General features: G+C 40.2%; 24 protein-coding genes and 1 pseudogene. 11 read left to right on the top strand and 14 right to left on the bottom strand.

The genetic code is table 11. The annotated features are described in order from the left end of the window. Nucleotides 1-81 precede the first annotated feature (81 nt). Complete coding sequence (locus tag HH214_RS02440; protein WP_169605832.1) at nt 82-1,692, top strand: MFS transporter; 1,611 nt, start codon at nt 82-84, stop codon at nt 1,690-1,692. Between the two features lie 8 nt (nt 1,693-1,700). After that, entirely contained in the window at nt 1,701-2,177 is a 477-nt protein-coding gene (locus tag HH214_RS02435; protein WP_169605831.1) for a deoxycytidylate deaminase, read from the top strand. Between the two features lie 41 nt (nt 2,178-2,218). On the opposite strand, the pseudogene HH214_RS02430 reads toward HH214_RS02435, so the two are convergent. The 5 genes and pseudogenes from HH214_RS02430 to HH214_RS02410 all read right to left on the bottom strand — a co-directional run bounded on the left by HH214_RS02430 (nt 2,219) and on the right by HH214_RS02410 (nt 6,296). After that, nucleotides 2,219-2,910 (bottom strand): annotated as a pseudogene (locus HH214_RS02430) (YqjF family protein). Nucleotides 2,911-2,989: 79 nt separating this feature from the next. Beyond that, on the bottom strand, nt 2,990-3,787 hold the full coding sequence (locus HH214_RS02425) for a M48 family metallopeptidase (protein WP_449288823.1): 798 nt from the start codon (nt 3,785-3,787) through the stop codon (nt 2,990-2,992). Nucleotides 3,788-3,810: 23 nt separating this feature from the next. Then, on the bottom strand, nt 3,811-4,458 hold the full coding sequence (gene plsY, locus HH214_RS02420; RefSeq protein ID WP_169605829.1) for a glycerol-3-phosphate 1-O-acyltransferase PlsY: 648 nt from the start codon (nt 4,456-4,458) through the stop codon (nt 3,811-3,813). A 43-nt stretch (nt 4,459-4,501) separates the two neighbouring features. After that, on the bottom strand, nt 4,502-5,350 hold the full coding sequence (gene nadC, locus HH214_RS02415) for a carboxylating nicotinate-nucleotide diphosphorylase (RefSeq protein ID WP_169605828.1): 849 nt from the start codon (nt 5,348-5,350) through the stop codon (nt 4,502-4,504). Nucleotides 5,351-5,483: 133 nt separating this feature from the next. Continuing rightward, complete coding sequence (locus HH214_RS02410; protein WP_169605827.1) at nt 5,484-6,296, bottom strand: SDR family oxidoreductase; 813 nt, start codon at nt 6,294-6,296, stop codon at nt 5,484-5,486. 140 nt (nt 6,297-6,436) lie between these two features. On the opposite strand from HH214_RS02410, the gene gpmI reads away from it, so the two are divergent. Both gpmI and HH214_RS02400 read left to right on the top strand, forming a co-directional pair. After that, on the top strand, nt 6,437-7,960 hold the full coding sequence (gene gpmI / locus HH214_RS02405; RefSeq protein WP_169605826.1) for a 2,3-bisphosphoglycerate-independent phosphoglycerate mutase: 1,524 nt from the start codon (nt 6,437-6,439) through the stop codon (nt 7,958-7,960). Between the two features lie 55 nt (nt 7,961-8,015). Then, nucleotides 8,016-8,516 carry a hypothetical protein gene (locus tag HH214_RS02400; protein ID WP_169605825.1) on the top strand — a complete coding sequence of 167 codons (501 nt, stop codon included), beginning with the start codon at nt 8,016-8,018 and terminating at the stop codon, nt 8,514-8,516. 16 nt (nt 8,517-8,532) lie between these two features. Here the strand turns inward: HH214_RS02400 and HH214_RS02395 are convergent, their stop codons facing one another. Then, on the bottom strand, nt 8,533-9,153 hold the full coding sequence (locus HH214_RS02395) for a tetratricopeptide repeat protein (protein WP_169605824.1): 621 nt from the start codon (nt 9,151-9,153) through the stop codon (nt 8,533-8,535). 499 nt (nt 9,154-9,652) lie between these two features. Here HH214_RS02395 and lon point away from each other — a divergent pair, with 499 nt between their 5' ends. From lon to lepB, 3 genes are all read left to right on the top strand, one after another. Next, nucleotides 9,653-12,136, top strand: a complete 2,484-nt coding sequence (gene lon, locus HH214_RS02390; protein WP_169605823.1) for an endopeptidase La — start codon at nt 9,653-9,655, stop codon at nt 12,134-12,136. 106 nt (nt 12,137-12,242) lie between these two features. Continuing rightward, nucleotides 12,243-13,211, top strand: a complete 969-nt coding sequence (locus tag HH214_RS02385) for a lipid A deacylase LpxR family protein (RefSeq protein WP_169605822.1) — start codon at nt 12,243-12,245, stop codon at nt 13,209-13,211. 107 nt (nt 13,212-13,318) lie between these two features. Continuing rightward, nucleotides 13,319-14,431: a signal peptidase I gene (lepB, locus tag HH214_RS02380; RefSeq protein ID WP_169605821.1), complete on the top strand. Its 1,113-nt coding sequence runs from the start codon at nt 13,319-13,321 to the stop codon at nt 14,429-14,431. On the opposite strand, the gene arfB is transcribed toward lepB, so the two are convergent. Then, complete coding sequence (gene arfB / locus HH214_RS02375) at nt 14,432-14,839, bottom strand: alternative ribosome rescue aminoacyl-tRNA hydrolase ArfB (protein WP_169605820.1); 408 nt, start codon at nt 14,837-14,839, stop codon at nt 14,432-14,434. A 66-nt stretch (nt 14,840-14,905) separates the two neighbouring features. Between arfB and cmk the strand changes: the two genes are divergently transcribed. Then, entirely contained in the window at nt 14,906-15,586 is a 681-nt protein-coding gene (gene cmk, locus HH214_RS02370; protein WP_169605819.1) for a (d)CMP kinase, read from the top strand. A gap of 59 nt (nt 15,587-15,645) precedes the next feature. Here cmk and HH214_RS02365 read toward each other — a convergent pair whose 3' ends face one another. The 4 genes from HH214_RS02365 to HH214_RS02350 form a co-directional block, all read right to left on the bottom strand. Then, nucleotides 15,646-16,914: an anthranilate synthase component I family protein gene (locus tag HH214_RS02365; RefSeq protein ID WP_169605818.1), complete on the bottom strand. Its 1,269-nt coding sequence runs from the start codon at nt 16,912-16,914 to the stop codon at nt 15,646-15,648. 92 nt (nt 16,915-17,006) lie between these two features. After that, complete coding sequence (locus HH214_RS02360) at nt 17,007-18,284, bottom strand: adenylosuccinate synthase (RefSeq protein WP_169605817.1); 1,278 nt, start codon at nt 18,282-18,284, stop codon at nt 17,007-17,009. A gap of 34 nt (nt 18,285-18,318) precedes the next feature. Continuing rightward, nucleotides 18,319-18,786, bottom strand: coding sequence for a Fur family transcriptional regulator (locus HH214_RS02355; RefSeq protein WP_169605816.1), 468 nt, complete (start codon nt 18,784-18,786; stop codon nt 18,319-18,321). A gap of 121 nt (nt 18,787-18,907) precedes the next feature. Further along, nucleotides 18,908-21,139 (bottom strand): RelA/SpoT family protein, encoded by a 2,232-nt coding sequence (locus tag HH214_RS02350; RefSeq protein WP_169605815.1) that lies wholly within the window; start codon nt 21,137-21,139, stop codon nt 18,908-18,910. A 162-nt stretch (nt 21,140-21,301) separates the two neighbouring features. Between HH214_RS02350 and HH214_RS02345 the strand changes: the two genes are divergently transcribed. The 3 genes from HH214_RS02345 to bshB1 are packed head-to-tail and all read left to right on the top strand — an operon-like array spanning nt 21,302 to nt 23,106. Next, a complete protein-coding gene (locus HH214_RS02345) occupies nt 21,302-21,865 on the top strand; it encodes a DUF4294 domain-containing protein (RefSeq protein ID WP_248282186.1) in 564 nt (187 codons plus the stop codon). 3 nt (nt 21,866-21,868) lie between these two features. Next, nucleotides 21,869-22,390: a glutathione peroxidase gene (locus HH214_RS02340; RefSeq protein WP_169605813.1), complete on the top strand. Its 522-nt coding sequence runs from the start codon at nt 21,869-21,871 to the stop codon at nt 22,388-22,390. Beyond that, the gene (gene bshB1 / locus HH214_RS02335) at nt 22,384-23,106 is read left to right on the top strand and encodes a bacillithiol biosynthesis deacetylase BshB1 (protein ID WP_169605812.1); all 723 of its coding nucleotides are present in this window, start codon (nt 22,384-22,386) and stop codon (nt 23,104-23,106) included. Before HH214_RS02340 ends, bshB1 begins: the two co-directional genes overlap by 7 nt. 65 nt (nt 23,107-23,171) lie before the next feature. Here the strand turns inward: bshB1 and HH214_RS02330 are convergent, their stop codons facing one another. The 3 genes from HH214_RS02330 to HH214_RS02320 form a co-directional block, all read right to left on the bottom strand. Continuing rightward, entirely contained in the window at nt 23,172-23,612 is a 441-nt protein-coding gene (locus HH214_RS02330) for a hypothetical protein (protein WP_169605811.1), read from the bottom strand. Nucleotides 23,613-23,811: 199 nt separating this feature from the next. Beyond that, entirely contained in the window at nt 23,812-25,143 is a 1,332-nt protein-coding gene (gene lat, locus HH214_RS02325; protein WP_169605810.1) for an L-lysine 6-transaminase, read from the bottom strand. A 145-nt stretch (nt 25,144-25,288) separates the two neighbouring features. Further along, nucleotides 25,289-26,194, bottom strand: coding sequence for a 1-aminocyclopropane-1-carboxylate deaminase/D-cysteine desulfhydrase (locus HH214_RS02320; protein ID WP_248282184.1), 906 nt, complete (start codon nt 26,192-26,194; stop codon nt 25,289-25,291). Nucleotides 26,195-26,196 lie beyond the last annotated feature (2 nt).

Raw genomic sequence — 26,196 nt, 5'->3', positions numbered from 1 at the left:
GTTGAAAAAGTATGGTTGATAATTGCGCAAATACATTTATGTTAGCGGGCTTAAAACATTTGCTACTAACTAACATTTTTTATGCAACAAACAGCTACAAAGAGCTACGGCTCCGCGTTGTATACCTTAATTACGGTATTCTTCTTCTGGGGCTTTCTGGCAGCTTCTAACGGTGTATTCATCCCTTTCTGTAAAGCTCATTTTAATTTAACACAGTTTGAGTCACAATTGATTGACTTTACTTTCTATGGTGGGTACTTTATTGGTTCCCTGATTTTATACTTTGCTTCTCAAGCCAGTAAGGTAGATATTCTAAATAAATTAGGCTATAAAAATGGTATTATTTTAGGATTGGTTATTTCTGCAGTTGGAGCCTTAGGAATGGTGCCGGCTATCAATTCAGGCGTTTTTGGTCTTATTTTGGCTGCCTTCTTTGTGATAGCAGTAGGTTTCTCACTACAGCAAACTGCAGCCAACCCCTTTGTAATTGCGTTGGGCCCACCTGAAACCGGATCAAACCGTTTGAACTTGGCTGGTGGTATTAACAATTTCGGTGCCTTGATGGGGCCAGTTATTGTTGGTGTGGTTTTATTCGGTACAGCAGCTAATAATACAGGAAATGCACCTGTAGCTATATCTTCTGTAAACAACCTATACTTTGCTTTAGCAGGTTTATTTATTGCGGTAGCTGTATTTTTCTGGGTATCTAATTTACCTAAAGTGACCAGTGATGAAGAAATTGAAGCCAGTACTAAAGCAAACTTGCCTTTGTTTGTTTTGTTTCTTGCCTTTTGCCTGATTTTAGCCGCAGGACCACTAAGTACACTTACATCATTATCAAAAGCATATTTTGTTTATACCTCTTTGATTATTATTCTAGTAACGCTGATTACTTCTCTATTATCAGCCAGACGGAATAACCAAGGCTGGGGGGCAATGCAATTTCCACAACTTATTTATGGTATGCTGGCCATTTTTACCTATGTAGGTACCGAGGTAACCATACAAAGTAATATGGGAGCCTTGTTAAAGCTGCCTGAATTTGGTGGTTACAGTGAATCAGCCATTGCACCATTTATTGCCTTATATTGGGGTAGTTTAATGATTGGAAGGTGGGCAGGCGCTATTGGTGCATTTAACTTATCTAAATCAGCAAAAAATATTTTAACCATTATTATTCCTTTTGTTGCCTTTGGTGTAGTGTTATTAACCAACTACTTAACCAATGCAGCTATAAAGCCATTGTTGCCTTATGCAATATGCATTGTTGTGATGATTGTAGGTTTCTTTTTAGGCCAGCAAAAACCAACACGCACATTAACTGTGTTTGGCTTATTAGGTATGGTATTTATGCTAATAGGGTTATTTACCAGTGGCATCGTAGCTGTTTTTGCTTTCATTAGCGGTGGCTTATGTTGTTCTATTATGTGGCCTTCCATTTTTGCTTTGTCTGTAACTGGTTTGGGCAAATACACCAGCCAGGGGTCGGCGTTTTTAATCATGATGATTTTAGGTGGTTCTATACTGCCACCGGTGCAAGGCATTTTGGCCGACACAGCAGGTATTCACTTATCTTATGTAGTACCAGTATTAGGCTTTGCTTACTTGGCATTCTTCGCGTGGAAAGTAAGTGGTGAATTACGTAAACAAGGCATTGATTTAGATCATATTAAAGCAGAAGGCGGTCACTAAACGACAACATGAGCAAACTAAGCTTCGGGCAAATATTTATGAATCTGGCTAGTGATCTGGCTAAACGCTCGCATTGTGTGAAGGCACAAGTAGGAGCTGTTTTAACCAAAGATACCCGGATTATATCGGTAGGTTATAATGGTCCGCCAGCAGGTACACATAACTGCGACGAGGAGTGGCCGGAAAACGGTTGCCCACGTGATGCACGTGGTAGCTGTTCGCTTGCCCTTCATGCCGAAGAAAACGCCATATTGTATGCCGTGAAAAATGGAGCTAAATTGGAAGGTGCTACCATGTACACAACCTTGTCTCCTTGTTTACCTTGCGCAAGGCTGATTTTTTCGGCAGGTATTAGCACTGTATATTATAGATATTCATATGCTGAGTATAAAGGTTTGCCCAGTGATGAGGGTGTCGACTTTTTAAACCGCTTTGGTGTAAAAGCTACCAAGTTTGAAGAACAACCTGATCAAGTTATTTTTTAAACACAGTTATAAATAAAAAGAGGGTTAGCATATTATTTATGCTAACCCTCTTTTTGTTTCAATTGAATTTTGCGAACTACCCGAACTATCACATCCGAGCCTTTAGCAAAAAACATAGAGTATGGCTGCTTTAAATAAGGTACAAAAGTCTCACCGTAGAATTGTGCTACATCTGCCCCAAAAGTACAACTACTTACTGGTGCTATTTGCCAGGGTACATGCTCAACGGCATACTCGAGCGTAGTAGTGCTGTTAATAGCATTGTAGCCCCAGTAATGTTCAAAAATAAATTCTTCGGCGCTGTTGGGGGCTATATCAATGAATGTATTGCCTACAGTAGCACCTAAACGGTTCCAATTGCCGTTCAATTTCCATTCGTACATGTAAGTAGTTTCATTACTCGGCAGAGGGGTAACTGAATGGCGTATAGGCAAAGCTTTATAATGCTCATTGTATAGGTTGTTAGCTACCAAAGGAATTAAAGCTTTAAGTACCAGTTCGCTAATAAAAATGGCTCCACGCCTGCATTGTACGCCATCAAAGTGCTTTACATAGAAGCGAAGATTTACTTCTTCAAAATTCACGTGAAAAGGCCATTTTACACCGGGCACACGCGTGTTCAAAAACATGAAACCAATCATGCTCACGAAGGCTTTCCTTGCCATAAATCTAATTCAGTAGATGCAGGTAAATAGGGCTTTAGCACTGCCGGGTTAACCTCATAATTCAACATGATGAGATCATCCGTTGTGCTTGCAAGAACTTTAGTTTAGACATGATATAACGAAGCCTGCTTAAAGCAGGCTATTTGGTTATTTAGAATAGTATTTCATGGCCTCAGGAATCCGGTTTTCAATGTCCCTGATACGGGTTTGATCGGATGGGTGAGTACTTAAAAACTCAGGTTGTTTGTTGCCATTGGCGCTTAATTGAGCCATTCGCTGCCAAAAAGCTACGGCTTGGTGCGGATCATAACCTGTCATGGCCATAAATGTAAGGCCCAGTCGGTCGGCTTCGCTTTCCTGGCTGCGGCTGTAATGTAAAAGGGCTATTTGGCTGCCAGTGCCATACAGTTGATTGGTGATTTGTACTAAAGCAGATGTCGAGTTATCGGCTGCTATGCCTACTGCTGCACCTAAGCCTTGTGCTACATACTGTTGTGATATGCGTTCTGCAGAGTGACGCGCAATAGCATGACCGATTTCATGGCCCATTACTGTAGCTAATCCGGCATCATCACGAGTAATAGAGAGTATGCCACTATATACGGCAACCTTGCCGCCGGGCATACACCAGGCGTTCACTTCATTGCTTTGTATCAAGTTAAACTCCCATTGAAAGTTATAACGATTAGCATAACCATTAGCATTTAAGTAGCGCTGTATAGCGGCAGCTAATTGGTTGCCTACACGTTTTATGCGAATAGCATCATTAGTACCCGCAATAACTTTGGTTTTAGGGCTGGTAAGCAGTTGCTGATAGCTCTGTGCGGCCGATTGGTTTACTTCGGCATCACTTACTGCCATAAATTGCCGGCGACCTGTTAAAGGCACCGTTGAACACGAATAAAATAATAGAGCCGCAATTGCAAACCCTGTAAGCTTAGGCATTTTCATAATTATTATACAATTATTTAAGCCGTTTTGCTTTTAAACAGATTTACTTTTGACTCTTTACCTTTTAATAAGCGTTCAATATTTTTCTGGTGGGTAACCAATATTAGTACACAGATACACATACCATAAATAACTACCGATTTTATTTGGGTATGAAATATAAAGGTAATACCTAATGGGTAAGTGAAGCCTGCCATAATGGAGCTTAATGATACGTAACGTGTTATCAACAACACGACAATAAATACCATAACGCAAAGCAAGGCCGCTTGCAAATGTATAGCCAGTACCATCCCGAATAAGCTGGCAATGCCTTTACCTCCTCTAAAACCGGCAAAGATAGGGAACAAGTGTCCCATTACGGCAGTAATACCCAGAGCCAGTTCATAATTAGTAAAAGCAACCGAATGGTGGCTGCCGGTGGTAGATACGCCAATGAGATAGGCCAGATTAGTAGCTGTCCAGCCTTTGAGTATATCAATCAACATAACCGGAATGCCCGCCTTTTTACCCAAAACTCTAAACGTATTGGTAGCGCCGGCATTACCGCTGCCATATTCGCGTACGTCTATTCCGTAGAAGGCCTGGCCTATCCAAACCGCTGTAGGGATGGAGCCCATCAGATAAGCCAGTATAAGTACCAGGATAGAATAGATTGAAATCATTTCAGCACAATATTACAAAAATGGATGAGGTTATTATTGTTTTTTACGCTTTAACCGCTTTCAAGCTCAAATCCAAGCTTTTTACAGAATGTGTTAAAGCGCCTACTGAAATGTAATCAACTCCGCAGGCAGCATAATCAGCAATAGTCTCTAGTGTTATTCCGCCTGACGCTTCTGTAGCAAAGCGACCTGCTATTATATTTACTGCCTGTTTTAGCGTGTTTAAATCAAAATTATCCAGTAATATACGGTCAACACCGCCTATTTGTAATACCTGCTCTACTTCATCCAGGTTACGCACTTCAACCTCAACGGGTAGTTGTTTGTTTTGTGAGGCCAGGTATTGTTGTGTATTTTGTATAGCCTGCCGGATACCACCCGAGTAATCCACATGATTATCCTTAATCAAAATCATATCATACAACCCAAAACGATGATTTACACCACCACCAATAGCGACAGCCCATTTTTCAAAATAGCGGAAACCTGGGGTCGTTTTACGGGTATCCAGCACTTTGGTGTGAGTACCAGTCAGTAGGTGCACAATATGGTTGGTTTTAGTAGCTATGCCTGACATGCGTTGCATGCAGTTAAGCACCAAACGTTCGGCTTTTAATATGCTATGTACACTGCCTTCTACCTCAAAGGCAACATCTTGCGGCTGAACAGTAGCGCCATCTTGTAAAAACAAGGTAAGTTTCAACTCCGGATCAATCAGCTTGAATATTTCTTGGGCCAGTTCTATGCCAGCCAGTATGCCGGTGTCTTTAACCAGCAATCTGGCTTTGCCCGTAGTACCTGCCGGTATGGTTGATAACGAAGTGTGGTCGCCATCGCCTACATCTTCGGTCAGGGCTTTTGTAATAAAATCATCTACAAGTTGAGTATCCAAAACAATAGGTGTTAGTGCGTCAAAAGTAAAAACAATTGTTTAGTATTTAGTTTTTGATTGATTATCGTAGTATATTCGATACAATTTCTTACTCCTGCAAGATGTATGCTGGTAAATAAGCAATGTGTTTAACTTATGCTTCGGTTAACCACGCGAACCAATTGTCTACTTGGAACTGGTAATGAAGGGTATAAGTTAACACTTGGCTATCTACTATTTTCCAACTTTGTAGTTCGTCAACAAATGTAGGTAAGGGTAATCCCGACCGGGCTGCTGCCATTTTATAAAACTCTTGCTTGGGTGGATGATGGGGAGAACAGGCATCGATAATGGATGCAGTTATAGGCTGCGTAATTACAGCTAAAGCAATACTTACACAATCGTTCTGGTGAATTAAATTAACCGGAGCTTGTCCGTTTGGAACATCTTGTTTGCCAGCAAAAAAGCGGCCGGGATCACGCCCTGGGCCTACTAGGCCACCAAAGCGAATAATGCTAGTTTGAAAGCTACTTTCTGTTAGAAAAAGCTTTTCTGCCTGTAGCAAGATTTTGCCAGAGGCTGTATCTGGCATGGGTTCATCAGTTTCGGTAAATTTACGATTGCTATTTGCATAAACTCCAGTTGAACTAATAAGTATTACGCGTTTAATTTGGTGGGTAGTTGCTGCTTGAATAATGCTTTTCATCTTGTCAACATACAGATCATCTTCGCCCGAGCGACTTTTGGGTGGTATGGCAATAACCAGCACATCACATTGATAAAACTCTTCATCCACTTTAGTGTCAGTGCTTGGTAAAGCAATCAGGTAAGGGTGAATACGAACTTCAGACAATTGCGCTAGTTTATCTGATGAAGTAGTAGAACCGTTTACTCGTATGCCTTGCTTTACCAATGCTTTGGCTAACTCAAAGCCAAACCAGCCACAACCTAAAACACTAACAATCATTTTCTAAAAATAAAAAGTTGGTAAAAGTAAGTAATGCATGTCAGGTATTTAGGTATGATGATTCTGTAAATTATGTAAACAAGCTGTTAAGTATGTTACTTTATTAATGGCATATTCATCAGCAACCCTATATTTGCACTGTGGAAAATAACAAAAAAGTTGCCTTATTAATACTGGATGGCTGGGGCTACGGCCGTCGTGATAGTTCAAATGCTATTTATACGGCTAATACGCCGTTTTTTGATTCGATGTTGCAAGAGTATCCTAACTCTAAATTAGTAGCTTCGGGTACAGCCGTGGGTTTACCTGAAGGGCAGATGGGAAACTCGGAAGTAGGCCACATGAACCTTGGCGCTGGCCGAATTGTATATCAGGAATTGGGCCGTATTAACAAAGCAGTAGATGACCACGAACTACCTGGCAACCCTGTGTTAAAAGAAGCTTTTGAATACGCTAAACAAAATAATAAGGACGTCCACTTCATCGGACTGGTGTCTGATGGCGGTGTACATTCACATATCAATCATGTTAAAGGTTTGTGTGATGCAGCTGGCGAGTACGGTTTAGATAAGGTTTACATTCATGCTTTTTTGGATGGTCGTGATACTGACCCTAGTTCAGGTGTAGGTTATATTACTGACTTAGAAAACTATATTAGCGATAAACCAGTGCAAATTGCTTCGGCTATTGGCCGTTATTATGCTATGGATCGTGATAACCGCTGGGAGCGTGTTAAGCTGGCATACGATTTATTAATACATGGTACTGGCACACTAAGTACAAATTTAGTTGAATCTATCCAGACATCATACAACGAAGGTGTAACCGACGAATTTGTAAAACCGATTGTAAGGGTTGATGCAAATGGACAGCCTGTTGCCGTGATTAAAGAAGGAGACGTGGTACTTTGCTTTAATTTCCGTACTGATCGTGGTCGTGAAATCACCCTTGCTTTAACACAGCGTGATTTTCCGGAGCAGAACATGCATCCGCTTAGCTTACGCTATATCACCATGACACCTTATGACGAAACCTTCAAAAACGTGCAGGTGGTATTTAATAAGGAAGATTTAACGCAAACTTTGGGTGAGATATTAGAAAAGGCAGGTAAACACCAAATCCGCATTGCTGAAACTGAAAAATATCCTCACGTTACATTCTTCTTTTCGGGGGGGCGTGAAAAAGAATTTACTAACGAGAAGCGGATTATGATACCGTCACCTAAAGTGGCTACTTATGATTTGCAGCCAGAAATGAGTGCTGAAGGCATACGCGATGCAATTTTACCTGAATTACAAAGTGGTTGGGCTGACTTTATCTGCCTGAACTTTGCCAATACCGATATGGTGGGGCATACTGGTGTATTTGAAGCTGTAGTAAAGGCTGCTGAAACCGTAGATAGCTGTGTTAAAACTCTGGTAGAAACAGGCATTCAAAATGGCTACTCATTTATCATTATTGCCGATCATGGTAATGCGGATTATATGGTGAACGATGACGGTTCACCTAATACAGCACATAGCACCAACTTAGTACCTTGTATCATAATTGATAAAGACGTTAAGCAAGTAAAAGACGGGAAATTAGGTGATATAGCGCCAACTGTACTGGAACTATTAAATGTAGAAATACCTCAAGCCATGACTGGTAATGTATTGGTGTAATCAATTCATTAAACAGGTTGCTATATGGGGAAGTGTTGTTTTTTTAACATCCGGCTTGTATGCATGCAAACCGGATGTTAAATCAACCGAAGGCTCGGTTAAATACTTTGAATTAAAGAAGTTTATCAAAGCCGATTCTGCTCGTCTTACCCGTGCACAAGTAATAGTTACTAAAACTGTTCAGCATAATAATAGCGTTAGTGAAACCAAGCAACTGCGTATTGTTAATTGGGGGCGCGAACTGGAACCATTTAGTGCGTCAGATTTAAATAAACCCGCTTGGCGGCAAAGCTACACTATACAGCAAGCAGCCGATTCAATTATTTATACTGCAAAATATTCGGAGCTGATTACCCACCGTATGGTAATTTATAAACAGGATAAAACTGTTAAAAAGATTATTATAAGTAATTACACCAAAAACTTACTATATCAAACAACTGAACAGTTGGTGTATTTTCCAGATTCGTTGTACTTGATTGATAAACTACAGCAAGTGAAGTTTTTAGGCAGTAACCGCTACCAGATTAAAGGAACTATTGGTACTTTGAAATAAAATTTCTTGGCAGGTTTTAGTGGTGGCCAACTACAGTAGCTAATTTCTCTTTAGCTATATCAAGCAAGGAGGCGATATCCATACGGCCTGGATTTTCGTTCATTACTTTTTCGAAATCAGCGATTTCTGCTTTCAAAGCATTTATACCACGATTACGGTCGTAATAATGCATATTAGCTTGTAGTTTGAAGGTGGCATAATCCCGGTATGCTAGTCCTCGAGTTTGATAGAAACGTGTTTCGTTAGGTTTAATTAATAGAGCTTTAGTTAAATCATTGATAGCACCCAGCATGCATTTCTCTTTGTCATCTAATGATAACTGTACATCTTTAGCCAAGTTACTTTTTGCTTTAGAGCGGAAGTAGTAGGCATCCTGATCGGTTGGGTTAAGAGTAATTACACGAGTATACGTCGTTACTGATTTTTTGTAATTATCACTATGAAAGTAAGAGTAAGCCAGCATCCACAAAGCATTAGTATTGTTGGAGTCGGCCATGCAGGCTTTTTCTAACTGGCGTACGGCTGTTTTAAAGTCTTTATCCATAAAAGATTGGTAGCCCAGCTTAAAATAAGCGTTTTGCGCAATACCATCTAAAGAAGAAACAAGCAGGAAAGACAAGATGACAGAGAGTCTCATGACCAGTTAATTTGTTAAACAAATTTAATACTACAATAACTTAGGCCTTTGTTATTTATTGTATCTACAACAACTTTTGTGAAAAACTTTTTCGAGCTGAGCACCATATGCTTACTACTGCCTAAACTAAGCATTTCTATATAAATAGAATAAAATTGGGTAATGTTTTTCCCATGCTGATTTACTGTTACTCTGTTGCCTAAGGTGTTTGCAGCATAAATGTTTGGTAATTAAGGGAAAATCTTAGTTTAGTTATGACAAAAAGTAATAACTTATAAATTTAATATAACAGGTTTGAGTTGATGCTTAATGTATAAATATCTGTTATACAAAGCGTTGAAAATAATATTTCTATTAAGCGTTAGCCATGAAGTATTGGCATATCAATTGAGCTAGTACAGGCTTAAATTATAAAACGTTACTTTTGCTTGTTTAGTAAGGTTTACAGTCTTGTAAACTGACAACATGACGTTTTTCTACCATATAGAAAGGGTATTTAATGAGTTTTGATCCATTTGATTTTAATAGTGCTTTACCTGTAATTAATGAAGATTCAGAATTCTTCCCGTTGATGTCGACAGAGGATGAGGAAGAAATGAATAATCAACAGGTTCCGGAAGTGCTTTCTATATTGCCACTCCGAAACACGGTGCTGTTTCCAGGCGTTGTCATCCCAATAACGGTAGGTCGTGATAAATCTATCAAATTAATACGGGATGTAAATAAAGGTGACCGCATTATTGGCGTTGTTGCCCAACAGGATGTAAGTGTTGAAGACCCAACCTTCAATCAGTTACATCAGGTAGGTACTACAGCTCTGATTATTAAAATGCTGCAAATGCCCGATGGTAATACTACCGTTATTTTGCAGGGTAAAAAGCGCTTTGTATTGAAAGAAGAATTGCAAAACGATCCTTACCTAAAAGCATCGGTTGAGCCTTTTCATGAAACCGCTTTTAACGAAGATAAAGAATTTAAGGCCATGGTATCCTCCATTAAGGATATGGCTATGAGCATCATCCAGCTTTCGCCAAACATTCCGAGCGAGGCAGGTATTGCTATAAGAAATATAGAGAGTACCTCGTTTCTGATCAACTTCATATCCTCGAACATGAATGCGGATATGGCAGCTAAACAGTTGCTGTTAGAAACAGCCAGTTTGCGTGATCGGGCTAAAATGGTTTTAGAGCACCTGACTACTGATTTGCAGATGCTGGAGCTAAAAAATCAGATACAAACTAAAGTACGTACAGATTTAGATAAGCAGCAGCGTGATTATTTTTTAAATCAGCAGCTGAAAACCATTCAGGAAGAGTTGGGTGGTACATCTCCTGATCTGGAAATTGAAAACCTGCGAAATCGCGGTGCTAAGAAGAAGTGGAGTAAAGAAGTAGCCAGCCACTTTAACAAAGAGTTGGAAAAGCTACAACGCATTAATCCGGCTGCTGCTGATTATTCAGTACAGATTAATTACTTGGAACTGCTGTTGGATTTACCTTGGGACGAGTTCACTAAGGATAATTTCGATCTGCAGCGTGCTCAAAAGGTTCTGGACAAAGATCATTTTGGCTTAGACAAAGTTAAGCAACGTATTATTGAATACTTAGCCGTGCTAAAACTGAAGCACGACATGAAAGCACCTATTTTGTGCTTGGTAGGTCCTCCTGGGGTAGGTAAAACCTCTTTGGGTAAATCTATAGCTAAGGCTTTGGGGCGTAAATATGTGCGTATGGCTTTAGGTGGGGTAAGGGATGAAGCCGAAATACGTGGGCACCGTAAAACATATATCGGCGCTATGCCAGGTCGTATTATCCAATCTATCAAAAAAGCAGGTGCAGCTAATCCTGTATTTATTTTAGACGAGATTGATAAAGTAGGTAACGATTTTAGAGGTGACCCTTCATCAGCTTTGCTTGAAGTGCTGGATCCTGAACAGAATAGTTCTTTTTATGACCATTACGTAGAATTGGATTTCGATTTATCCAACGTAATGTTCATCGCGACAGCCAATAGTTTAAGCACCATTCAGCCGGCATTGCTTGACCGAATGGAAATTATTGAAGTAAACGGTTATACTATTGAAGAGAAAATAGAAATTGCTAAGCAACATTTATTGCCTAAGCAACGCGAAGCTCATGGTTTAAAATCCAAAAACGTGATGATTAAAAATGACGTGATGGAAAAAATCATTGAGGATTATACGCGTGAGTCGGGTGTTCGTGCATTGGAGAAGAAGGTGGGTTCGGTAGTTCGTGGTATTGCCAAAAGCATTGCTCTGGAGGAAGAATACAGTTCAAACGTGAGCAAGAAGGATGTTGAAAAAATATTAGGTGCACCGCTGTACGATAAAGATTTATATGAAGGCAACGAGGTGGCTGGTGTAGTTACCGGTTTAGCTTGGACACAGGTAGGCGGTGATATTTTGTTTATTGAGGCCAGCTTAAGTCCCGGTAAAGGACGACTTACCTTAACCGGAAGCTTGGGTGATGTAATGAAGGAATCAGCTACTATTGCTTTGGCTTATTTACGAGCACATGCCAGCTATTTTGATATTGATCCACGGCTTTTTGAGCTATGGGATGTACATATACACGTTCCGGCAGGCGCAACACCTAAAGATGGCCCATCGGCTGGTATTACTATGTTAACGGCACTTACTTCGGCCTTTACCCAGCGTCAGGTAAAACCGCATTTGGCCATGACGGGTGAGATTACCTTACGAGGACGTGTACTGCCAGTAGGTGGTATTAAGGAAAAAATATTGGCTGCTAAACGGGCTAACATCAAGGAAATTATTTTGTGCCAATCCAACCGCAAAGATATATTGGAAATTAAAGAAGATTATATTAAAGAGTTGGCCTTCCACTATGTAAAAGATATGCGCGAGGTGATTAACTTGGCGTTGCTTGATCAGAAAGTTCCGGATGCGCTTGATTTAACTATCAAAAAAGAGCCTAAGCCAGTTAACGAATTGAACTATTAATAATTGATTTGCCATCTGCTTTTAGAGTGCAAATCAGTTACTTTGAATAATATAAAGCCGGAAATTTATCCGGCTTTTTTATTTTAGCAAATCTTTACACCCTTTCATGAAATTTAAACTTTTAACGGCTACCATTCTGTTTAGTTTTAGCCTAAGCAATTTGCTGGCACAAGTAGAGCAGGTTAAAGTTCGCACCCACGAAATAGGCATACAAACTGATAATGATTCGTACTTAGGGCAGGGCTCCGATCAGTATTATACCAACGGCATATTTATTTATTATAGACAGGCCTTGTCTATCAATAATCCGAGTGCTACACGTTTGGCTAACCGTGTATTGGGTATTGAGTTAGGACAGAAAATGTATAACCCACAAAGCGGCTCAGTACCTGATAAAGAATTTATTGACCGGCCGTTTGCTGCTTATCTTTATGCAGGGGCTAACTTGAACTTACTGTACAAAAATGAAAGTAACTTGAAAATAAGTTTGCAAACAGGCATAATAGGCCCGGCTGCTTTAGGAGCAGAGGCGCAAAACCTCATTCATAATACTTTTGGTTTTTACACCTTACAAGGCTGGCATTATCAAGTTAAAAACAGTTTTCAACTAAACTTTTCAGGCGAGTATAACAAGTTATTGGCAAGAGCAAAATGGATTGATGTGTCGGGCAGTACTTACGCTAATATAGGTACGGGCTTTATTGGCGCAGGCATAGGCCCTTTATTACGTGTGGGCAATTTTAATGCGCTTTACAATTCAGTAAGTACACAAAGTACTGCCAGCAAAGTTGGATTAACACCGTTACATCAACACGAAGTGTTTTTGTACTACAAGCCTATGTATAATTATATAGGTTACGATGCTACGGTACAAGGCAATATTTTCAAACATACAGCAGGCGATGAAGTAACCGGGACACCGGAGCATTCTGTTTTTAGTCAGCAAATAGGAGTAGCTTATTCGGGTAGTCGCTGGGTACTTGATGCTGGAGCTGTTATTCATAGCCGTGATGTAACGCGTATGGTACGTACTCATAAGTGGGGTACCGTTACGTTGTTATATCGCTTTAAATAATGGTTAACATGATATCAAAAGCGTGAAACTACTAGATAACTATTTTTAAGTTTTTCTGTAACAATGCTTTTGGTATTTCATCCAACGTATAGCAAAACACAAATGCTATGCAGTGGAAATTCAACCGTAAATCAAAAAATGATCAAAGTAACTCACCCAAGAAATCAGCACTTCGTGAATGGGGAGATGCTATCTTATTTGCATTGATAGTTTCCACGCTTGTACGTGGGCTGCTATTTTCGGCTTATGCCATTCCTTCCGGATCAATGGAGGGCACTTTGCTTACGGGCGATTATTTGTTTGTAAGCAAAATTAGCTACGGGCCACGCATGCCTTTTACCCCAGTGTCTATCCCCTTCTTAGAACCAACGATTACTTCTCATCAAATTAAAACCTATTGGGATGGTATCAAGCTGCCTTACTTTCGCTTGCCAGGCTTATCCGAAGTAAAGAAAGGCGACATTGTGGTATTTAACAAACCTGAAGAAGCCGATCCGAGTTATAACAAACCTGTTGATGAAAGAACTGCATTAATCAAACGTTGCCAAGCAACGCCTGGAGATAAGCTCACCATCGTAAATGCGCAAGTTTACATTAATGGCAAGGCCGCACCTAATGCTGAAAAAGCACAAACATCTTACAAAGTAGTTACAGATGGTGCTGATATTAATCCGCAGTTATTGCATAATTTACATGTTGAGGTATTACAGCAATTTAATGAGCAAACCTATATCATGATTATTCCACAAGATGGATTAGCTGCTTTTAAAAGTTACAGCAATATCAAACAAGTATCACCCGTGGTTGAGCCAGCAGGCATGTACGATGCTAATGTGTTTCCGCACAATGCTAAATTTAAATGGAATGAGGACAATTATGGCCCATTGGTGTTGCCCAAAAGAGGAATGACGATAGTATTGAATGAAGCAAACTTAATTTTGTATCGGAGAGCTATTGAACTGTATGAGAATAACAAAGTGCAGCTAAAAGGCACTGAGGTTTTCATAAACGGTAAAAAGGCAAATACCTATACTTTTAAAATGAATTATTATTGGATGATGGGTGACAACCGACACAATTCACTTGATTCACGCTTTTGGGGTTATGTACCCGAAGATCATATTGTTGGTAAAGCTATGATTACCTGCATGAGTTTGGATTCTACAGAAAGCTTGCTAAACAAAGTCCGCTGGAACCGGATTTTAAAACCCATTCACTAATTACTTAAACCCTCTGCTGCGCAACTGCTTTTTTACTGATTGCAGGCGCTTGTTTTGCAATCTGACAGCTTTAGCTGCCTTACTTATTTGAGTTGGTTTACGTACTTTGGGTATGTGTAAGGCATGAGCCAGCAAAAGGTATAATTTACCTAAAGCACGTTCTTTGTTTAGGTACTGGCTACGTTCCTCTTCGCTAATTACCTGTACCAAGCCGTCTTTATTAAACCTGTTTTGCAACTTATGGCTTAGTTGTGCTTTCTCTTCATCCGTAAACAAAACGGATAATTGTATGCTGAACAGTAATTCTGCTTTGGTAGATACTTTGTTTACATTTTGACCACCCTTGCCACCGCTGCGGGATGTTTTGTAGCTTACTTCTTTTTGCAAGTCGGCTTTAGTAAAATTCATGATCAAAGCTAAGTTTAATCTGGGCGGTACACAAAATAAGTACATAATTTGTACCTTAGCACCCCGATGAGCAACAACATTGTGGTAGCCATTGATGGCTATTCATCCTGCGGAAAAAGTACTTTAGCTAAGGCCCTCGCCAAGAATTTACACTTTATTTATGTTGATAGTGGCGCTATGTATCGCGCTGTAACCTTGTATTTCTTGAGGCACAACATTGATATTCATAACACAGGCCAGGTGGTTGAAGCTTTAGAAAACATTCACTTAAATTTTCACTCGCGCGATTACGAAACACATATTACGTTGAATGGCGAAGAGGTATCAGATGAGATTCGTTTGATGCCAGTATCAGAAAACGTAAGCCCAGTTTCAGCTATTCGTGAGGTGCGTAAAGAGATGGTGGCCCAGCAACAACGCATGGGGCGGTCTAAAAACATTGTAATGGACGGGCGGGATATTGGAACAACCGTGTTCCCGAACGCTCAAGTGAAAATTTTTATGACCGCCGACCCGAAAATACGTGCCGAGCGCCGCTATAAAGAGCTAATGCCTAAAAACCCAGATGTTACATTAGAGGAAATTTTTGAAAATTTGGCTCATCGCGATTATTCAGATACTACCCGTAAAGAAAGCCCATTGATGCGTGCAGAAGATGCTATTATTCTGGATAATACTAACATTACCCCAGAACAGCAGCTAGAGTTTGCTTTGCAAAAAGTGGCACCATTTTTAAAGAGGTCCTAAGTTATTATGTATCAGCTTTTCGAAAGGTGTAATAGGATTATTTCTTTATAAAAAGCAAGCTATATCTGTGCGTTCAGCACCTGCAAAATAGCTTTAGCTTTCAGTAAGCATTCATCGTACTCCTGTTCGGCTACGGCATCATGGGTGATAGCGCTGCCTACTTGAAAAGATAAGTACCGGTTAGCTTCATTGTAAAGTAAACTTCGGATAACCACATTAAAATCGAAATCGTCATCAGGAGCGAAGTAACCTATGGTACCCGAATAAATACCACGTCGAGTACGTTCCTGCTGCTCCATCAATTGCATGGCCTTCAACTTGGGAGCTCCTGTCATGCTGCCCATGGGAAAGGTGTTTTTAAGAACTTCAACAGCTGGTATATTATCCTGTAACGTACAGGTAACAGTCGAAATCATTTGGTGTACCTGCCTGAAGCTGTATATGCCAAACAGTTCTTCTACTTTAACACTGCCAGGTTGCGCTGATTTGGTCAGATCATTACGTACCAAATCTACAATCATCACGTTTTCCTGCTGTTCTTTAATGCTGTTGCGCAAGCAATTGATGATTCGCTGGTCTTCTTCGGATGTGGCACAACGCTTAGCCGTGCCCTTGATAGGCTGTGAAATAAGTTGATGTTCCCGCTTAGCTAAAAAGCGTTCGGGTGAAGCACAAAGAATGTATTGCTGATAATGCTTGAAAAAGCAAGTGAACGGATTAGGCGAGAGATGATGAAGAGCCGTAAATAACTGTAAAGGATTGATGTTAGCTCCTTCTGCATAAAACTCCTGGCAAAAGTTGGTTACATAGATGTCTCCGCGGTTTATATACTGCTTAATCTGTGCAAAAGCATCCAGATACTCTTGTTTACTAAATCGTGATTGTAAGTGGATGTCAAGGGCAATGTTGTCCTGAATTAATTCTTGCTGGTTGATATCCCGCCATACGGCTTCTGCATTTTGAGTGTTGATTTGAACCTGATTGTCTTTAATCATCAGCAAATGTTGTGGGGCAAAAAAGTATAAATCAGGGAAGTGCAGATAATCGCTGTTTTTAGAAGTTAGATGTTCAATCTCATTCTTTAAATCATAGCCCAAAAATCCGGTTATCCAATCTGGGTTTTTGTTGCGAAAATTATGTAAAGCGTCAAAAGCTTGCCCAGCCTGTGCCGTTACTTCATCTCGTACACCTACCGCAATCAATGCATCAAACTTGCTGTATTGATCTTTAAACTGGTTGGAATCCAGGTAGCAGCACACATTAAAAGCTGAAGCCCATCGCAGGGATTTTTGCTTGAAAACGGTTATGTTATCTGCCTCAAAAATCATCGTAGATAATTAAAAAGGCCGGTAAATCCGGCCTTTTTAAACTTTATGTCATTATGCGAAAGGCGATCCTCCTGCAAGAATGTTTAACGTTATTAGCTTAATACTAAAGTCTGTTTTCTATCTGGGCCAACAGACAAGTATTTTACAGGTACACCCAATTGTTCTTCTAAAAATGCAATGTATGATTGCAGCTTAGCAGGTATCTGGTTAGGTTCAGTAATACCGGTAAGGTCTTCATGCCAACCATCAATTTCCTGCAACAAAGGCTCAGGTTTAACAGAGCAGATATCGTAAGGCATGTAATCAATGGTTTCGCCCTGATAGTTGTAGTGGGTGCAAGCATAAATCTTTTCAAATCCGCTTAAAACATCGGCTTTGGTCATTACCAATTGAGTAACGCCGTTCAGCAGAATAGCATATTTCAGCGCAGGTAAGTCAATCCAGCCAGTACGGCGCGGGCGACCAGTTGTTGCACCAAACTCATGACCAATCTGGCGAAGTTCTTCACCAGTTTCGTTCTCTAACTCAGTAGGGAAGGGGCCACCACCAACGCGAGTACAGTAAGCTTTAAATATGCCAATTACATCGCCAATTTTGTTAGGAGCAATGCCTAAACCGGTACAAGCACCGGCAGTGGTAGTGTTTGATGAAGTTACAAAAGGGTATGAGCCAAAATCAATATCCAGCATAGTGCCTTGTGCACCCTCAGCCAATACTTTCTTACCTTGTTTTAGGTAATCATTCACCAAGTGCTCTGAATCAACCAGCGGAAACTGGCTAATCAAGTCAATGGCTTCAAAAAACGCTTGTTCACGTTCGCTGAAGTCAACTACTTCACCATATAAAGCTTGCAGCATTGAGGTATGTTTAGCCACCAGCTTTTGGTAACGTTCTTTAAAATCGGACAGGGTAATATCGCCAATGCGCAAACCGTTACGACCGGTTTTATCCATATAAGTTGGGCCAATGCCTTTCAGCGTTGAACCAATTTTGCCTTCACCCATCTTTTTTTCACTAGCCGCATCCAGCAACTGGTGGGTAGGTAAAATCAGGTGAGCTTTTTTAGCAATCACCAGGTTCTTTTTAGCTAACAGGTCATGGCCGGCATCTTTCAGCTTATCCAGTTCCTTTTTTAACGTAATAGGATCAATTACTACACCGTTACCAATCAGGTTTAGTGTATTATCAAAGAATATCCCGGAAGGGATCGTATTCAGTACAAATTTTTTACCGTCAAACTCCAACGTGTGCCCGGCATTAGGGCCACCCTGAAAGCGGGCAATTAAATCATAGCCAGCACTTAGTACGTCAACAATTTTTCCTTTGCCTTCGTCGCCCCACTGGAGGCCTAATAAAACATCAACAGCCATTTATAGTTGAATTATTAATTTTTAAGCGGCAAAGTTAAATTTTTCTGTCACAGTAGCCCTCTTTTAATTTAGTACAATTACCATATAAGTTTAAAGAGTGGTGTTTAATATCAAATTTTAGCAAGTCGCCCATCATACTTTGTATTTGTTGTATGCGCGGATCGCAAAATTCAACTACTTTACCACAATCAATGCAAATAATATGGTCATGTTGTTTGTAGCCGTACGATTTTTCAAACTGCGCCATGTTTTTGCCGAACTGGTGCTTGGTGACCAAATCACATGATACCAAAAGTTCAAGCGTGTTGTATACTGTAGCACGGCTTACGCGGTACTTTTTATTTTTCATGTGGATGTACAATGATTCCACATCAAAATGGTCATTACGTGAGTAAATTTCCTCCAGTATGGCGAAGCGTTCAGGAGTTTTCCGTAAACTTTTATTTTCGAGATACGCCTCGAAAATTTTCTTCACCATATCAATGGTTTCTTGTAGAGGCATAGAATTGGGAATTAAGTTTTCAAAGATAGAATAAAGAGAATAGAGACAAGCATCAGGAGTATAGATTTCAAAAAACAGTAAACTATTTTGACGCTATACTCCTGATGGCTGACTTTGTTGATTATGATGCTTTTTCAAACGGAGTAGAGGCTGAGTCGAAACGGGTTACGGCAGTTACTCCTTTAACTTGTTTCAAACGTTTAATTAGGCTATCCAAATGTTCGGTATCATTAACGTATACCATGATGGTGCCTTCAAAAATGCCATTATCACTATCAACAGTTATCGATCGCATATTTACTTTAAAATCGTTAGAGATAACGGTAGTCAGCTTATTAATCAAACCTACATCATCTATACCGGTAATGCGCAAGCCGGTTAAAAAGGCTAATTCATGTTGCGTGGTCCAACGGGCCTTCACAATACGATAGCCATAATTAGCCATCAGCTTGGTGGCATTCGGGCAATTGGTACGGTGTATTTTAATACCATCGTTTACCGTAATAAAGCCGAAAACATCATCGCCAGGTATTGGGTTACAGCAGGAAGAAAGTTTGTAGTCAATTTTCTGCATATCTTCGCCAATCAGTAATATATCACTGTCTTTGGTTTTGATATTGCGCAGAATATTTTGTACTTGCTCTTGCTCAATCTTGTCTTGTGGCTTGTTTTCGATTACCCGTTCTGATGCCTGATATTCTTTTAGGTCTTTCAGATCAATAATGCCCTTGGCTACGTTATAAAATAGATCCTGTGAAGTAGTCAATTTAAAATGCAGCGTAAGCTTATTAATATTATCGCTGTTATAAGTAATCTTAAGCGATTTTAGCTTGCGTTCTAATATCTCTTTTCCATCTTCGGCAATGCGACGCTTTTCCTCTTTTAAAGAAGATTTAATTTTGGCTTTAGCTTTAGCAGTAACAACAAAGTTCAGCCAGTCTTCCTTAGGTGTTTGCTTGCTGGAGGTGATAATTTCTACCTGATCGCCGTTTTGCAAATTGTAGCTTAAGGGTACCAGCTTGTGGTTCACCTTTGCACCAATACAGCTGGCACCTACATCTGAGTGTATTTCAAAGGCAAAATCGAGCGCTGTAGCGTTTGATGGCAACTGGATTAGCGCACCTTTAGGCGTAAAAATGAAAATCTCATCCGAAAACAAGTTCATTTTAAAATCGTCCAAAAAGTCGAGTGCGTTTGATTCCGGGTTGCGCAACAGCTCGCGTACTTTATGAATCCATTGGTCTAAACCACTGTCTGAGGATGATTCTTTGTACTTCCAATGTGCGGCAAAACCTTTTTCGGCAATCTCGTTCATACGCTTGGTGCGTATTTGTACTTCTACCCATTGTCCGCGTGGCCCCATTACCGTAGTGTGCAATGACTCATAGCCATTAGCTTTAGGTGAGGATACCCAATCGCGCAAACGGTCGGGATTAGGCCGGTAAGAATCCGTTACAATGGAGTAGGCCTTCCAGCAATCGGCTTTTTCATGTTCTGGCGAACTATCCAGAATAACACGGATAGCAAACAAATCGTACACCTCTTCAAATGGAATGCCCTTTTTCTTCATCTTATTCCAGATGGAATGTATGGATTTAGGGCGACCAAATATATCGGCATGAATGCCTTGTTCTTCTAAAGTATTTTTTACCGGCTGAATAAAGTCATGAATAAACTTCTCGCGCTCTGCTTTTTTCTCGTTTAGCTTTTTCTTAATAAACTGGTAAGTTTCCCGCTCCATATACTTCATAGATAGGTCTTCCAGTTCTGACTTGATAGCATATAAACCCAGGCGGTGTGCCAAAGGGGCGTACAAATAAACTGTTTCTGACGATAATTTCAGCTGTTTATCGCGCGGCATAAACTCCATCGTACGCATGTTATGCAAGCGATCGGCCAGCTTGATCAAAATCACGCGTACATCATCTGCCAACGTAAGCAGCATTTTTCGGAAGTTTTCAGCTTGCAGTGAGCTATTGGTATCAAATACACCCGAAATTTTAGTGAGCCCATCAATAATTTTGGATACCTTTTTACCAAACTCACGTTCAATATCTTCCAGAGTTACATCAGTATCTTCTACCACATCGTGTAGCAGGGCACATACGATAGATGTAGGGCCTAAACCAATTTCTTCGGCGGCTATTTGCGCTACAGCTATAGGATGGTATATATAAGGTTCGCCCGACTTGCGGCGCATGTCTTTATGGCTTTCAACAGCAATCTCAAAAGCTTTACGAATCAGCCTTTTGTCCCCTTTTTGCAAAGTGGATTTAGATGCACGCAGCAATGCCCGGTACCTTTTAAGTATCTCGTTCTTTTCAGCTTCCAGGTCAATTACTAAATCTTTCATTTATAAGTGTTTGTCAATCCCGTATCATTAATGCGGCAACAAAATAAATTATAGCGGGTTGTTGTTAAATCACAGGAAAATAGCGTTACTTTTGTATTACGTAAATATATGAAATTTATTGGCCTTTTGCTACTGTTTTGCTGTATAATAATGGGACAGGCCATGTCTCAAAATGCATTGCCGCACCCTAAAACAGGCAAAAATGATACCATAAAAACTTACCTGACTGAACTGAATGGCGAACTGGTTCCGTGGATTGTGGGGTCAGATGTGGTGATTAAAGATTCGCGCATATTTGCCAGTGATGCCGACCGTCAGGCTTATAACCGTTTGCGTTATAATGTGTATAAAGTAATACCTTATGCCCGTATGGCAGGTGATAGGTACCGCCAATTACAACGTGATTTAGCTACCACTGGCGACAAGCATAAGCAGAAAGAAATGATTAATGCTTGTGAAGCGCAGATTAAAGATATTTTCAATAAACAGGTGAAAAACCTGACTATTAGTCAAGGCGAAATATTAATTAAACTGATTGACCGTGAAACGGGGAATAATACCTACACTTTGGTGAAAGAATTAAAAGGTGGTTTTCATGCTTTCATGTTTCAATCAGTAGCACGTATATTTGGCCACGATTTAAAAGAAACTTACGATCCATCAGAGGAGCGTGACATTGAGGCTATCCTTCAACAGGCTGGCTACTATTCTTACAATAGATATTAATAGATGATTGATCAGAGTATTTACCAGTTTAACGTTCAAAAGTTAAACGGTGAAGAAGTTAATTTAAGCAGCTACAAAAATAAAGTACTGTTAATTGTAAATACCGCTTCGCAGTGTGGCTTTACTCCACAACTGAAAGATTTGGAAAAATTGCGACTGGAATTTGAAGGTCAGGATTTTGAAATATTGGCTTTTCCGTCAAACGATTTTGGCGGGCAGGAACCGCTGGAGGGTAAATCAATAGGCAAGTTTTGCCAGATTAATTTTGGCGTTCACTTTCCGGTATTCAGTAAGTTAAAAGTAAAAGGCCGCGATGCACATCCATTGTTTAAGTTTTTGGGCAATAAAAAGCAGAACGGACATGTCCAATCGTCACCATGGTGGAACTTCCATAAATACCTGGTTGATCGTAATGGCGAGGTGATCGACTTCTTTTATCCTTTCACCAAGCCAAGTTCAGGGCGCTTGAAAAAACAAATTGAAAAGTTGCTCGCTGCTGGGCAAGAACCTGTTAAGGCATGGTAAAATTAGATATTCTAGTATTGCCTGTGCATCCGGATGATGCTGAACTGGGTTGTGCCGGTACATTATTAAAGCATCATGCTTTGGGTAAAAAAACAGGTATTGTTGATTTAACCCGTGGTGAATTAGGCACCCGTGGCTCTGCCGAAATACGGATGCAGGAAGCCGCTGCTGCTGCTGATATTTTAGGTTTGACTGTGCGAGATAACTTGGGGTTGCCTGATGGATTTTTTCAGAACACGCCTGAGTATCAAATAAAGGTAATTGAGGTAATACGCCGCTATCAACCAGAAATTGTAATTACCAATGCTTATTACGACCGTCACCCCGATCATGGCCGTGCTAGTGATTTGGTAGCTACTTCTTGTTTCCTTTCGGGTTTGCGTAAGATAGAAACTTATGATAACGGGCAACTGCAGGAAGCTTGGCGCCCTAAGCATGTATTGCATTTTGTACAGGATAGTTACATTAAGCCCGATATATTAATAGATATTACAGATCACTTCAGTACAAAAGTAGAAAGTATCAAAGCTTATGGTTCACAGTTTCACAATCCTGATTGGATAGATGAACCGCAAACTTATATTTCCAACCCTGACTTTATTTTAAAAGTAGAAGCACGCGATCGTGAATTTGGCCGCCCTTTGCAGGTTACGTATGCGGAAGGCTTTTTATCGCAGAAAATATTAGGAGTAGATAATTTATTTAATTTAAGGTAGTAGGAGAGTAGCCCACTCCCTGTATAAGTAAAAAGCCCTAGTTTATCAAACAAGGGCTTTTTACTTTAAGAAGCTTTAACATATTCGTAACGATTGTTATCATTACTGCGTTCACGACGTAACTTGTTTTCGTTTGAAAGTTTCAGCAGAATGCCAGATAACTCAGATGTTTTAAAATCTGAATCATACTGTTCTTTGCAGTATTGTGCAATATCTGCAATGGAATGCGGTTCATCGAAAAAACTAGTGTGCAACAATTGATTTAACACTTTTGTAGCACCTGGCTTTTTGGATGATGCATAATCTCCGCTACCGCTATGTAAAGTTAAGTTCCGCGTTCTTTTGTTCACATGGTCGGTATGTTCTACTTCACCACGTTCCCATTCAAGCATCACATCCAATAAGCGATCAACAATTTTTACTTGTACAGCTTCGGATTGAAATGAATTAATTACATCAGAAATTTCGAGAAGCTGCTTTTTTAGTTTCTCTGTTTGCCTGTTCATGTTCAGTTGTAGATTCCCCTCTAAATCTTTGTAGTTTATTTAATGTTGTTATATGTAATACAGTTAGTTGCTACTAAAATTAAGCCAATATTCTTAGCATGTACATAATAAACGTAAACGTATAATAATAGTATGTTTGTGATGAGAAAAAAATACGATTTGTGCCAAACTGATTATCCTCGCCATTATTATTTATAATTTATAACGTATGAAGAATACGGCGCATAATATCTAAGCCCATATCAATATCTTCTTTTTGAATAATGAGAGCTGGCCTGAACCTGATAGTTTGCCGGGCACAACCCAGAAACATAGCATGATGATTGATTCCTTGCTGAATAAATGAATCGCGTGTGGCTTGATCAGGAAAATCAAAGGCAGTAAGTAAGCCTTTACCTCGTATGTTACTTATTATTGAGAACTCGTTGGCTAATAAGGAGAGCTGCTCTTGTAAATACTTGCCGGTTTTAGCAGCCTGCTCAACTAATTGATCTTGCGAAATAACTTCGAGTATTTTGGTTACCCGTACCATATCAACCAAGCTGCCACCCCAAGTGGAGTTAATTCGAGATGATACGTTAAACACGTTTTCTTCATTCTCATCTACACGCTTGTTGGCCAGCATACCGCATACCTGCATTTTTTTTCCAAATACCAATATATCAGGTTGGGCCTTTGGGCCAAAATGTTCGTAACACCAAAACTTGCCGCTCAGGCCTACGCCGGTTTGTATTTCATCATAAATCAACATAGCCTCATTTTCGTCGGTTAGTATGCGCAGTTGCTCCATAAACTCGGGCCGCACATGATTGTCGCCGCCTTCAGCTTGTACTGGTTCAATAATGATAGCACAAATGTCATCTTTATGGTCGGCAAAAGCCTGTTTGACTTGAGCTATCGATTGAGCCTCCCTTTGCTCTAAATCTTCCAGATTAGCCTCCGTAAGCGGGAACTGAATAGTAGGATGTGAAACCCGTGGCCAATCAAATTTAGCGTACCATTTAGTTTTTACCGGTAAGGTGTTGGTTAAGCTAAGGGTGTAACCCAAACGACCATGAAATGCTTTTTCAAAATGTAGTACTTGAAAGCCTTTCTCGTAAGTGTAGCCTTTTTTGAAGTTCTTCTGTACTTTCCAATCCATCGCTGTTTTTAACGCATTTTCTATAGCAGGCCCACCACCGGCTACAAAAAAAGCATGCGGCAGGTAGTCGGGCATACCTAAGTGGCTAAAAGTATCTACAAAACGAGCGTATTGTGTGGTATAAATATCGGAGTTGGAAGGGTTGGTAAGCGCTGCCAACATCAAATCTTTCTTAAATTCCTCATCATTTAATAAGGCTGGATGATTGTAGCCTAGTGGTACGGAAGCAAAGCAGGTAAAAAAATCAAGTAGCGTACGGTTGTTTTTAGAATCATAAATATGTACGCCCTGACTTTTCTCCATATCAAAGGTCAAATCGAATCCATCCGCAATTAAATGCTTCTGCAAGACGGAATGAACGTCTTGCGGAGAAATTATAGAAGACAGCATAGGCAAATATTTTCTGCAAGGTAGCAAAAAAGCCGTAAAGACAGCCGTATATGGCTACTGGGAAGAATTATGAGCAAAATATTGAACCAAACCCGTGATAATTTTTGGTTTTGGTGCCTGAATTTGCTTTAACAATAATTGGGGGTTAAGAATTTAATGTAAATTTATCCTTCATACCTAATAATCCCCATATACCACCGCTATGTATGGCTAATATTTGACTGCCAGCAGCAAAGTATTGCTGTTGCGCCAGTTGGAGTAAAGCATAAAGCATTTTGCCGGTATAAATAGGTTCAATCAAAATACCGGTTGAGGCGGTAAACTGTTGTATAAATTGTAACAGTTCGGGCGTAGTTTTGGCATAGCCGCCAAAATGGGAATCAGTATGCAAAGTATAATCAGCCGGTGTAGTTAAATAAGCATTGATTTCCTGCCGCATAAAGTCGCCATTCTTTAAAACAGGTACTGCATGCATATGAGTAGGTAGGTGGTGCTGTTGCAACCCAGTAATGATGCCTGCTGCAGTAGTTCCGGTACCACAAGCACAAAATAGATGGTGGTAAGTTTGCGGGAGTTCGGCAACTAGTTCGCTACAGCCTTGAATAGCTAAGGGGGAAGCTCCACCTTCGTCAATAAAGTAGGCCTGTTCGTCATGCCAAAAATGCTCCTGAAACAATTTAAGTTTGTTGCGGTAACTGTCTCGATCTACAAAAATCAGGTTCATGCCATGTAGGCGGCATAAAAAAAGTGTGTCGTTACTTACTGCTTCACCCCGTACTATGCCGGTGGCTTTGAAGCCAAAGCGGGCTGCTGCTGCAGCAGTAGCCAGTAAGTGGTTGGAGTAAGCGCCGCCAAAAGTAACCAGATGGTTCTTGCGTTGTGCACGTGCATGCTGCAATACGTATTTCAGCTTGCGCCATTTATTACCCGATATAAGCGGGTGTATCAAATCATCACGCTTAATAAAAACATTCAGCCCCTGTGCTGCAAACACCGGGTGCTGCCAAGGGTGCACAGGGCTGAATATTTCTAAATCTATAAGCGTTTCCAAAT

The sequence above is a fragment of the Mucilaginibacter robiniae genome, assembly GCF_012849215.1.
In the GTDB taxonomy this organism is placed as follows: domain Bacteria; phylum Bacteroidota; class Bacteroidia; order Sphingobacteriales; family Sphingobacteriaceae; genus Mucilaginibacter; species Mucilaginibacter robiniae.
The sequence above is the reverse complement of the archived record's forward strand: the minus strand, read 5'-3'. Positions and strand labels throughout refer to the sequence as shown.